Raw genomic sequence first — 11475 nt, 5'->3', positions numbered from 1 at the left:
TTGACATTTTTGAGTAAACCTTCTTGGTCCGAGCGCGCGCGGCTAATATCAGAGCCAGCGCGCCATCACTGTTCCCAAGGAGCTCCCCCGCATGGACGAGAACAAGCCCAAAAGCCAGACCGTGACCCCTGTCAATCCCGGCGTCGCCGAGCAACTTGAGCAGATCAAAAAGGCAGTGCCCAGCACCTCCCAGCGCCTGTTCCACTTCCTGGAGATGAACCTGAAGCCCATAGCCGTGGGCTGCTGCGTCATCATCCTGGTCGTGGCCGCTTACTCCGGCGTCAACTATTGGCGCGAACGCCAGGCCACCAAGGCCGCCGACGCCCTGGGCGTCATCCTCATCGAAAAGGACGAGCCCCAAGCCCGCGTCCAGGCCCTTGAGGAGTTCCTCAAGGACTCGCCCTCAAGCCTCAAGCCCACGGCACAGCTTGAACTGGCCGCCGCCGCCATGATCGGCAAGCAGTACGACAAGGCCATCAGCGCCTGGACAGAGCTTGAAGGCTCCTCCTCGCCCGATCTCAAGACCGTGGCGGGCATTGGCCACGCCAAGTGCCTGCTTTTGACCGGCAAGGCACAGGAAGCCCTGACCCTGCTGGAAGGCCTGAAGACCAAGGCTCCGGCAGCCTACGCCGAAACCGTCACCCGCCAGATCGCCGTGGCTGCGGAGGCCGCCGGCAACAGCCAGGCCGCCAGCGCCGCTTACTCCGAACTGGCCGGCAAGGCCGAAGGCGCAGGCAAGCCCTACTTCGAATTCAAGGCCAACCAGCTTAAACCCAAAAGTTAGAATAAGGACCCCCCCATGGCGCACCCCCTTCTGGCTGGCGCTCCCGGCGAAACGCACCTGCTCCTCGGCAACGAGGCCATCGTGCGCGGCGCCATTGAGGCCGGCATCCAATTCATCAGCTGTTATCCCGGCACCCCCTCCTCCGAGGTCCCCGACACCTTCTTCCGCCTCTCGCCAGAGGCCTCGTACACCTTCGAGTACTCGGTGAACGAGAAAGTGGCCCTTGAGGTTGGCGGAGGCGCCACCCTTGCCGGGGCCCTCACCCTGGTGACCATGAAGCACGTGGGCGTCAACGTCGCCGCCGACCCGCTGCTCACCCTGACATACGTCGGCAGCCCCGGCGGTTTCGTGCTTTTGAGCGCGGACGACCCTGGCTGTCATTCCAGCCAGAACGAGCAGGACAACCGCATTTACGCGCGCATCGCGGGCATGCCCTGCCTGGAGCCCTCCACGGCCCAGGAAGCCAAGGACATGACCCGCACCGCGCTCGTCATGTCCCGCGAGCTGGGCGCTCCGGTGCTTTTGCGCACCACCACCCGCGTGAACCATCTGCGCGGCCCGGTGACGCTTGATGCGCCCACCGTGCTGCCAGCGCCCGTGGGCTTCCAGAAGAATCCTTCGAAGTTCGTGCCCATTCCGGCCTTTGCCCGCCCCATGCACCTGCGCCTGCTGGAAACCCTGGATAAAGCGCGCACCCTGGCCGAAACCTCGCCCCTCAACGCCGTTTCCGGCGCGGGCAAGGTGGGCGTCATCGCCTCTGGCATCAGCCGCGCCTACCTGGCCGACGCCCTGCTCGAGGCCGACCTGGCCGGCGCCGTCAAAGTGCTGGACCTGGGCTTCAGCTATCCCCTGCCGGAGAAGCTCATCGCCAGCTTCATGGATGGCCTGACCACCCTTCTTATCATCGAAGAGCTTGAGCCGGTGCTTGAGACCGAGATCCGCGCCCTGGCGCAAAAGCTTGGCATCAGCATCAACATCATGGGCAAGACGCCCGGCCCGCTGCCGCGCTTCGGCGAATACGACGTGGCCATGGTGGCCGGAGCACTGCGCACCGCCCTGGGCCTGCCCGCCCCGGCCCCCCTCGCCTGCTCCTGCGGGGCGGACCCCGTTGTGACGCTGCCCAACCGCCCGCCCAACCTCTGCGCCGGGTGCCCGCACCGCGCCGCCTACGTGGCCGTGCGCAAGATCTTCGGCGATACCGCGGTCTACTCCTCCGACATCGGCTGCTACACCTTGGGCATTCTACCGCCCCTCAGGGCCGCGGACTTCCTGTTGTGCATGGGATCGAGCGTCTCCTCGGGCTGCGGCGTATCCAAGGCCTCCGGCCAGACCGTGGTCGGCTTTATCGGCGACTCCACCTTCTTCCATTCCGGCATCACCGGGCTGGTGAACGCGGTGTTCAACCGTCACGACATCCTCCTGGTCATCCTTGACAACCGCACCACGGCCATGACCGGACACCAGCCCTGCCCCAGCGTGGACAAGACCACCCTCGGCGACAATCCGTCCATCGTGCACATCGAGCCCGTTGTGCGCGGCATCGGCATCACCCAGATCCGCAAGGTGAATCCGCTCAACCAGAAGGCCACGCTCAAGGCCATCGAGGAGCTCAAGGCCATGAGCGGCGTGCGCGTGCTCATCGCCGAGGAGCCCTGCCCGCTCTTCGCCCGGCGCGCCTACGGCATGAAGCGCACCCAGGTGGCCTACGTCGCCGGGGACTGCGCCGAGGCGGCCAAGGACGGAACCTGCGGCGACTGCCTGAACACCCTGGCCTGTCCGGCCTTCTATCTGGAGGACGGCAAGATGGCCATTGATCCCATCCTGTGCGCGGGCTGCATGCTCTGCCTCCAGGTCTGCAAAAACATCAAGGCCCGCAAGGGAGACGCATAATGAACGCACGCATGCGCATCTTCATGACCGGAGTTGGCGGCCAGGGCACCCTCACCGCCACCACCCTGCTTTCCCGCGCGGCCCTGGCCGCAGGCCTCGACGTCACCTCCGGAGAAATCCACGGCATGGCCCAGCGCGGCGGCGTTGTCGAATCCACCCTGCTCATCGGCTATAAGAGCCCGAAGATCGGGCATGGCGAGGCCGACATCCTGCTCGGCTTCGAACCCCTGGAGACCCTGCGCGCCCTGCCCTACCTGAAACCCGGCGGGCTCGTGCTCTCCAGCACCGAGAGCATTGCGCCGCTGTCCGTGGCCACGGGCAAGGAGACCGCGCCCAGCGTGGAGGAGATCCGCGCCAAGATCATCGCCCGGTGCGGCAGCGCCTGCTTCCTGCCCTGCCGCAGCCTCGGCCTGGAGGCCGGAGCCATGCAGAGCGGCAACATCGCGCTTCTTGGCGCGTTGTGCGCCCTGAACGTGCTGCCCTTTGGACGCGACGTGGTCGAGGCGACCATCCGCGCCACCATGAAGCCCAAAGTGGCAGAGATCAACCTGAAGGCCCTGAACCTCGGCGCGGCCTGCCCCGCCTAGCGGAAACGAATCAGGAAGGACACCAGCTCATGGCGAACATTGAAGCCCATGCCAACGCCCCCGAGGGCAGCCTCACCGCCTTGCGCAGCATCCTGCGCGAGCTTTCACCCGGCGCACCGCTGGAGGAAAGCCTGGGCGGGCTGCTCAAGGTCTTGTCGAAGCAGATGGGCTATCTGCGCGTGTTCCTGGTGATCATGGACCCGGAGTCTGAAAGCCTGCGATTGTCCCTGGCCCACAGCCCCACGCGTTCGCTTCCCGTCACGTACACTCCCGGCAAGGGCGTTGTCGGGCAGGTGTACGAAACGGGCAAGGCCATAATCGTACCCAAGCTCTCGGATAACAACGAGTTCCTGAATAAAGCCTTTGGCCGCACGGCCGAGGAGCTGCAAACCCTGGCCCTTGTCAGCGTGCCCGTGGCCATCTCTCGCCACGGGGTCAACGAGGTTCTGGGGGCGCTTTCCGCAGACCTGCCCATCATGCCCGATGAGCAGCTTGAGCAGCAGCGCGAGTTCCTGGAGGTCGTGGCCGACCTCATCGCCAACCAGGTGGCCCAGTTGCAGGAAGAAATGGCCCTGCACAAGCACCTCATGGCCCAGGGCATGGTTTCGCCGGGGCAAGACGCCCCGCCGCCGCCAAACTTCGTCGCGGCCAGCAAAAGCATGCGCGTGGTGCTGCGCCAGGCAAGGCAGGTGGCGCCAAGCCGCGCCACTGTGCTCCTGCGCGGAGAATCCGGCACGGGCAAGGAACTCCTTGCCGACGCCATCCACATTGGAAGCCCCCGGGCGGACAAGCCGCTCATCAAGCTCAATTGCGCGGCTCTGCCCTCGGAACTGGTGGAAAGCGAGCTCTTCGGCCATCAGAAGGGCGCGTTCACCGGCGCTGTGCAGACCAAGCGCGGCCTGTTCGAGCTGGCGCACAACGGCACGCTGTTTCTCGACGAGATCGGCGAACTGTCGCTGGACGCCCAGGCCAAGGTGCTGCGCGCCATCCAAGAGAAGGAAATCCAGCGCGTTGGCGGCGAGCAGACCCTGTCCGTCGACGTGCGCCTCATCTGCGCCACGCACCAGCCCCTGGAAGAGCTCTTGACCAAAGGGCGCTTCCGCGAGGACCTGTTTTACCGCATCAACGTGTTCCCGGTGTTCATCCCGGCCCTGCGCGAACGCAGGGAGGACATATTGCCCCTGTGCGAGCACTTCCTGCAGGCGTTCGCCAAGGAATACGGCAAGAGCATCAAGCGCATCAGCACCCCGGCCATTGAGCTTCTGTCCATGTACCACTGGCCGGGCAACGTGCGCGAACTGAGCAACTGCGTGGAGCGCGCTGTGCTCGTGTGCGAGGAAGAGGTGATCCGCACCTACCACCTGCCGCCTACTTTGCAGACGGCGGACAGCTCGGCCACGGGCATCAACCTGTCCTTCGGCGAGGCCGTGGCCAAGTTCGAGCAGGAGCTCCTGGTGGACTCCCTGAAGAAGACCCGCGGCAACATGCTGCAAAGCGCCCGCGATCTTCGGGTTTCCTACCGGATCATCAATTACAAGGTCAAAAAGTACAACATCGACGTGAAGCGCTTCGCCACGGCGAAGCCCAAGCGCAAGAAGGCCTAAGCGCCAGCGCACAGCACAACAAAAAAGGGGGCCGCTTGGCCCCCTTCTCTTTTCAACAGCTTGGTTCAAACAGCGTATCAGGCCGCTTGCAGCCCCTTGGTGAAGGCCAAGCCTTCAGAGAAGTCGAGGGTGCCCGCGTAGATGGCGCGGCCCGTAATGGCCCCCTGGAGGCCCTTTGCGCACAGGGGCGCAAGGTTCCTCAGGTCGTCCATGTTGGTGACGCCCCCTGCGGCCACAACGGGCAGCTTGGTGCTCTCGCACAGGCTTGTCAGCGCGGGCAAGTTCACGCCGCTCTGCATGCCGTCGCGGGCGATGTCAGTGTAGATGATGAACGCGGCCCCGGCGGCTTCCATGCGCGGCAGCACCTCGGACACGGTGAGTCCGGCGTCGGCCACCCAGCCGCGGCTTTTCAGCTGGCCGTTCACTGCGTCCAGGCTCACGCCCACCCTGCCTGGCAGCGCGGCGCACATGGCCTCGAACAGTTCGGGCTGCTCAAGTGCGATGGTGCCGATGATCAGCCGGGTGACCCCGGCCTCGATGTAAGCCGTGGCCGTGGCGATGTCGCGGATGCCGCCGCCCAGCTGCACGGGAATCTTGGCCTCGGCGCAGATGCGCTTCACCAGTTCGAAGTTGCGAGGCAGGCCGCTGAAGGCGCCGTCCAGGTCAACGATGTGCAGCCATTGCGCGCCCAGGCGCACCCACGAAAGGGCGCTCTCCGCCGGGTCATCGCCAAAAACCGTCACAGCGTCGGCGCGGCCCTGTTCCAGGCGCACGCAATGACCGTCCTTGATGTCGACAGCGGGGAATAGAATCACAGCCCGATCTCCCGCAAGCCAGCCTCGATGCCTTCCTTGGCCAGCACATCGGCGCTCACCCACTCGCCCTTGCGGCTCACAAACTTGCCAAGGTCCAGCAGGTTGTCCGTGAGCGCCTTCTGGGTCTCGTCGTAATGGTAGCGCGAAACCATGCGCTCGCCCTTCACGTCGATGAGGTAGAGGTCCATGACCACGGAAGCAGGCTTGCCGCCGCCCTCAAGCTCCCTCCAGTGCAGCACCTGGGGCACCAGGATGAAATCAGCAGGCAGGCAGCGGCCAACGCCCAGCCAGTAGGACCAGGCGGACTCGCGCGCCTTGCCGGAGCGTTCGAAGGTGACGATCTCCTGGCACTGTTTGATGGAGGCCGGGGTTCCGGTGATGCTGACGCCGTGGGCGCGCAGGGTCTGGTTCAGGGTCGCGTCCAGGCTGGTCAGAATCTCCTGCTTCACGCCCTTGCCTTCCTCGGGCAGATACCCGGCCAGCAGCTCCCAATTGTACTTGGGCGCGCTGAAGGACGCCACGGCGATGGAGCCCACGGGCCGCAGCTGCGGCGTGATGGGCTTGGGCGAGCAGGCTGCAAGGCCAAGCGCGCAGACGATGGTGATAACCGGAAGCAGCTTGCGTAAGAACATCAGTCCACACTCCCCTTGGTGCTGGGCGCGCCCGAGCGGCAAACCTGAACAGCCTGGCGCAGCGCCAAGCCCAGGGCCTTAAAGGCGGCCTCCAGCAAATGGTGGCCATTTTTTCCATATTCGAAGCGGATGTGCAGGTTCATGCCTGCCCGCTGCGCAAAGGACTTGAAGAACTCCCGCCAAACGTCCTTTTCCTCGCCTGCAATCTGCGCTGGCAGGAGGGCGTCGTCGTAAACAAGATAGGGCCGACCAGACAGGTCCACCACCACCTCGGCCAGGGCCTCGTCCATGGGCACCTTGGCGGAGGCCACGCGGGCGATGCCAGCCTTGTCCCCCAGGGCCTCGGCCAGGGCTTGGCCCAGGGTGAGGCCGATGTCCTCCAGGCTGTGGTGGGCGTCAACCTCAAGGTCGCCCTTGCAGGTGAGCGAAAGGTCGAACCCGGCCCAGAAGGTCATGAGCGTCAGCATGTGGTCCGCAAACCCCATGCCGGTGGCGATGGAACAGTTGCCGGTTCCGGCCAGTGACAACTCGACCCGGATGTCCGTCTCTTTGGTCGTGCGGGCTATGCTCGCTGTGCGTTGCGCCACGGTTTCGCTCCTTTTGCCCCCGTCCACGCATGCTGCGCGGCGGCTGCTCTCTTCCCATGACCAGAGCGCCCAGCCTTGTCAAGCCGGGACGGCTTCTTTCTCATCGGACGATTGCCAAAAAAGCCCTAGACTTAGGCCGCCTCCGATGGCGCTGCGGTCTCCTCCGCCGGGGCGGGCTTCGGCTTCTTGCCGAAGAAATACGCCATCCAGATCCCCAATTCGTAGAGAATGCAAAGAGGCACGGCCATCATGGTCTGGCTTATGGCGTCAGGCGGAGTGAGGGCCGCCGCGATGATGAACGCGCCCAGGATGGCGAACTTACGCTTGGCCCGCAGCCCAACGTGGGTCACGATGCCGAGCTTGGCCAGGAAGAAGATGAACAGCGGCAGTTCGAACACGATGCCGAAGGCGAAAAGCAGCTTGAGCACGAAGTCCAGGTACTCGTCGAGCTTCGGCGTGAACATGAGAATATCGCTGGCATAGCTGGCGAAGAATTCGAAGCCGAAGGGGAACACCACGAAATAGCCGAACATGGCGCCGGTGGTGAAGCAAAAGGCTGAGAAGAAGGCGATGGGCATGATCCACTTGCGCTCATGGCTGTACAGGCCAGGGGCCACGAACTGCCAAATCTGATAGAAGATATAGGGGCTGCAAGCAAAGATGCCGGCCACGAAGGCAACCTTCATTTCTGTGAAGAAGGCTTCAGTGGGCAGGGTGTAGATGAAGTGGCTCTGCTTGAGCGCGTCGAGCATGGGCTGCATGAGAACCTTGAGCAGCTTGCCGGCAAAGGCGTAGCAGGCAAGAAAGCCCACCAGCATGGCGATGGCGCAACGCGTAAGGCGTTTGCGCAGGTCCTGCAAATGACCGAAGAGGCTCATGCGTCCGGCTACGCCCTCGCCCACGGCGTCGTCGCCCGCTGGCGGAGGAGGCGGAGGCGTCTCGCCCCCGGAGCCTTCGGCGGCGACAGGCGGGGCTGCGGGCTCGGCCTGGGCCGGAAGCCCGGCCTCGGTCGCCACGGCGGGCAACACAGCCTCGCTCACCTGGGCGGGCAAGGCGGTTTCGCCCGGAACGGCAGGAGCCTCGGCAACGGCCTGGGCTGGTGCTTCAGGCGTCGCGGCGGGCGCGTCAACGGGAACATCAACGGGAGCCTCGAAAGCTGCTTCAGCACGGGCTTCCACAGGTGTCTCGACGGGTTGCTCCGCAGCCGGCGCTGAAACGGTCTCGGCAGTCTCGGCAATCACTCCTGCGTCCGGCGCAGACGGCGCTTCAACCGTAACGTCGAAAGGCGCCAGCCCCGCTTCATGGGCAGGTCCGGCTGGCGTTTCGGCGCGCTCCACCGGCGGCTGCTGCGGATACTCCTCGGGCTGAAGCTCAGGCTTCTGGTCCTCCGGATTCTTCTCTGTCGCGGCCTGGCCTTCCGGTGAAGGCGCAGCCGTCGGCTTGTCCGCAGGCGCATCGCCAGGTTTGGCGTCCGCTGGTTTGGAATCATCCGGCTTGGCATCCGTGGCCGCGCCCGTGCCGTAAAGCTGCTCGTGGGCATCGGCCTTGCGCTTCTCGAAGTCGGCCATCTCGGTCTCGCGCTCAATGGTGCGCTTGAAATCGCCGCTCATCTGCTTGAACTCGCCAATGGCCTTGCCGAGCCCCTTCATGAGGTCCGGCAATTTCTTGGGGTCTATGGCAATGATCGCCACGAGGGCGATGACAAGCATTTCTCCGGTTCCGAGCATAGGCCTTCCTGAATCTTATTCGGTGCGGGCGGGTCTGCCTGGTCTCTGCGGCTCTTTGGCCTCGCCTACTCCCATTCGATGGTGCTGGGCGGCTTGCTCGAAATGTCGAGCACCACCCGGTTCACGCCCTTGACTTCGTTGATGATGCGGCTGCTCATGCGCGCCAGGATCTCTGAGGGCAGGCGCGACCAGTCCGCGGTCATGGCGTCGATGCTGTCCACGATGCGCAGTGCGATGACATGCTCATAGGTGCGGTCGTCGCCCATGACGCCAACGGTCTTGAGGGGCAGAAGCACTGCAAAGCCCTGCCAGACCAAGCGGTACCAGTCGGAGGAGACAAGCTCCTGCTGCACGATCCTGTCCGCCTGGCGCAGAATCTCCAGGCGTTCGTCGGTGATCTCGCCGATGACGCGGATGGCCAGGCCAGGGCCGGGGAAGGGGTGCCGCCAGATGATGTTCTCAGGCATGCCCAGTTCGTAGGCCACCTTGCGAACCTCGTCCTTGAACAGCTCGCGCAGGGGCTCAACAAGCTTCAGGTTCATCTTCTCCGGCAGGCCGCCCACGTTGTGGTGGCTCTTGATCACCGCGCTGGGGCCCTTGAAGGACACGGATTCGATGACGTCCGGGTACAGGGTGCCCTGGGCCAGGAATTCAACGCCCTCGATGGCCTTAGCCTCGCGGTCGAACACGTCGATGAAGGTGTAGCCGATGATCTTGCGCTTCTGCTCCGGGTCTTCGACGCCTTTGAGCTTGTCCAGGAATTCCCGCCGCGCGTCCACAACCTTCACGTTCAGGTCGAAGTGCTCCTCCAGGAAGCCGATGACCTCCTGGCGCTCGCCCATGCGCAGCAGGCCGTTATCCACAAAGATGCAGTACAGGCGCTTGCCGATGGCGCGGTGCAGCAGCACGGCGGCCACGGTGGAGTCGATGCCGCCGGAAAGGCCCAAAACAACCTTGCCCTCGCCCACTTGGGCGCTCATGGTCTTGATGGACGAGTCCACAAAGGAGGACATGGTCCAGCCCGGCTTGAGCCCGGCGATCTTGAACAGGAAATTGCTGATGATGCGCTCGCCCTGGTCGGTGTGCGCCACCTCTGGGTGGAACTGCACGGCGTAGATCTTCTTCGCCGGGTCGCACATGGCGGCGTTTTCAAGGCTGCCGGTCTTGCCGATGCGGGTGAAGCCCGTGGGCAGCTTGCCCACGTTGTCGCCGTGGCTCATCCATACGGTGAGCTTCTCCTTGCTCTCCACCCCGGCGAACAGCAGGTTCTCGCCAACGGCCTCGAACTCGGCCCGGCCATACTCACGGTCCTGGGAGCGGGTCACTTCGCCGTCGAGCGTGTGGGCCAGGATCTGCATGCCGTAGCAGATGCCGAGGATGGGCAGGCCCCAGGTGAGATACTCCTTGGGCAGCGGTGGCGCGCCGTCCTCGTGCACGCTGGAGGGCCCGCCGGAAAGCACAATGGCCTTGGGGTTCATGGCCTTGATGACAGCGGGATCGCTGGTGCAGGGATGGATCTCCGAGTACACCCCGGCCTCGCGGATTCTCCGCGCGATGAGCTGGGTGACCTGGGACCCGAAATCTATGATGATGACTTTTTCTTGGTGCAACATTTTGCGGCCCTTCTCGCGGTCCCTTAGGACTCGACGCGGTAGTTGGGAGATTCTTTGGTGATGATGACGTCGTGGACGTGGCTTTCGCGCAGACCTGCGGAGCTGATCTCCATGAACCGGGCCTTTTCGCCCAGTTCGGCAATGGTGGAGCAGCCCAGGTAGCCCATGCCGGAGCGCAGGCCGCCCACGAGCTGGTGAATGCTTTCCGTCACCTGGCCCCGGAAAGGCACGCGGCCCACGATGCCCTCGGGCACCAGCTTCTTGCTCTTGTCCTGGAAGTAGCGATCGCTGCTGCCAGCGGCCATGGCGTCGATGGAGCCCATGCCCCGGTAAATCTTGTAGGTGCGGCCCTGATACAGAATGGTCTCGCCGGGGCTTTCCTCGGTGCCTGCGAAGAGCGAACCCATCATGCAGGTGTTGGCACCCGCGGCCAGCGCCTTCACCACATCGCCGGAGAACTTGATGCCGCCGTCGGCGATGATGCACTTGCCAGCCTCGCGGCAGGCGCGGCCCGCCTCCATGATGGCGGTGATCTGGGGCACGCCGACACCGGCCACGATGCGCGTGGTGCAGATGGAGCCGGGTCCGATGCCCACCTTCACTGTGTCCACGCCGGATTCGATGAGGGCCTTTGCGCCCGCGTAGGTGGCCACGTTTCCGCCCACGATCTGGGCGTCGGGGAAGGCGTCGCGCAGGGCGCGGCAGGCGTTCAAAATGTTGCGCGAGTGCCCGTGGGCGCTGTCGAGCACGAGAAAGTCCACCCCGGCGCGAAGCAGTGCCTCGGCCCGGGAGATGCCGTCCTGGCCCACGCCCACGGCGGCGCCGACGCGCAGGCGGCCCTTGTCGTCCTTGCAGGCGTTGGGGTATTTTTTGACCTTCTCGATGTCCTTGATGGTGATGAGGCCCTTGAGCTGGTTCTCCTCATCCACCACAAGCAATTTCTCGATGCGATTCTGATGCAGGTGGCGCTTGGCCTCCTCGTCGCTGATGCCCTCGGGCACGGTGATGAGGTTGCGGCTGGTCATTACCTCGGACACCGAGGTGCCGGGATCGGTGACAAAGCGCACGTCGCGGTTGGTGACGATGCCCACGAGCTTGTCGCCGCGGACAACGGGCAGGCCCGAGATGCGGTACTCGCTCATGAGGGCCAGCACCTTGCCCACGTTGTCGTCCGGATGCACGGTCACGGGATCGTGAATCATGCCGGACTCGCTCTTCTTGACCTTGTCCACCTCG

General features: G+C 64.5%; 10 protein-coding genes. 4 read left to right on the top strand and 6 right to left on the bottom strand.

Annotation, left to right across the window (positions count from 1 at the left end; translation table 11 throughout):
• The first annotated feature begins 91 nt into the window (after nt 1–91).
• Genes Q8O35_RS14290 through Q8O35_RS14275 form a run of 4 tightly spaced genes read left to right on the top strand, consistent with a single transcriptional unit; the run spans nt 92 to nt 4865 of the window.
• Nucleotides 92–784, top strand: coding sequence for a tetratricopeptide repeat protein (locus tag Q8O35_RS14290; RefSeq protein ID WP_305574520.1), 693 nt, complete (start codon nt 92–94; stop codon nt 782–784).
• Between the two features lie 15 nt (nt 785–799).
• Nucleotides 800–2674, top strand: coding sequence for an indolepyruvate ferredoxin oxidoreductase subunit alpha (gene iorA, locus Q8O35_RS14285; protein ID WP_305574518.1), 1875 nt, complete (start codon nt 800–802; stop codon nt 2672–2674).
• On the top strand, nt 2674–3261 hold the full coding sequence (locus tag Q8O35_RS14280) for an indolepyruvate oxidoreductase subunit beta (protein WP_305574516.1): 588 nt from the start codon (nt 2674–2676) through the stop codon (nt 3259–3261). The genes iorA and Q8O35_RS14280 overlap by 1 nt, the downstream gene beginning before the upstream one ends.
• Before the next feature lie 29 nt (nt 3262–3290).
• Nucleotides 3291–4865: a sigma 54-interacting transcriptional regulator gene (locus tag Q8O35_RS14275; RefSeq protein ID WP_305574514.1), complete on the top strand. Its 1575-nt coding sequence runs from the start codon at nt 3291–3293 to the stop codon at nt 4863–4865.
• A gap of 77 nt (nt 4866–4942) precedes the next feature.
• On the opposite strand, the gene hisA is transcribed toward Q8O35_RS14275, so the two are convergent.
• The 6 genes from hisA to guaB form a co-directional block, all read right to left on the bottom strand.
• Nucleotides 4943–5680, bottom strand: a complete 738-nt coding sequence (hisA, locus tag Q8O35_RS14270; RefSeq protein ID WP_305574511.1) for a 1-(5-phosphoribosyl)-5-[(5-phosphoribosylamino)methylideneamino]imidazole-4-carboxamide isomerase — start codon at nt 5678–5680, stop codon at nt 4943–4945.
• Nucleotides 5677–6312, bottom strand: a complete 636-nt coding sequence (locus Q8O35_RS14265; RefSeq protein ID WP_305574509.1) for a hypothetical protein — start codon at nt 6310–6312, stop codon at nt 5677–5679. The genes hisA and Q8O35_RS14265 overlap by 4 nt, the downstream gene beginning before the upstream one ends.
• Nucleotides 6312–6899, bottom strand: a complete 588-nt coding sequence (gene hisB / locus Q8O35_RS14260; RefSeq protein WP_305574507.1) for an imidazoleglycerol-phosphate dehydratase HisB — start codon at nt 6897–6899, stop codon at nt 6312–6314. Before hisB ends, Q8O35_RS14265 begins: the two co-directional genes overlap by 1 nt.
• Before the next feature lie 131 nt (nt 6900–7030).
• On the bottom strand, nt 7031–8626 hold the full coding sequence (gene tatC / locus Q8O35_RS14255) for a twin-arginine translocase subunit TatC (protein WP_305574505.1): 1596 nt from the start codon (nt 8624–8626) through the stop codon (nt 7031–7033).
• A gap of 65 nt (nt 8627–8691) precedes the next feature.
• Nucleotides 8692–10239 (bottom strand): glutamine-hydrolyzing GMP synthase, encoded by a 1548-nt coding sequence (guaA, locus tag Q8O35_RS14250; RefSeq protein ID WP_305574503.1) that lies wholly within the window; start codon nt 10237–10239, stop codon nt 8692–8694.
• A gap of 23 nt (nt 10240–10262) precedes the next feature.
• Nucleotides 10263–11475, bottom strand: a 1213-nt coding sequence (guaB, locus tag Q8O35_RS14245; protein WP_305574501.1) for an IMP dehydrogenase, incomplete at its 5' end; no start/stop codon positions are given.

The organism is Humidesulfovibrio sp. (assembly GCF_030689645.1).
Lineage (GTDB): Bacteria > Desulfobacterota > Desulfovibrionia > Desulfovibrionales > Desulfovibrionaceae > Humidesulfovibrio.
The sequence above is the reverse complement of the archived record's forward strand: the minus strand, read 5'-3'. Positions and strand labels throughout refer to the sequence as shown.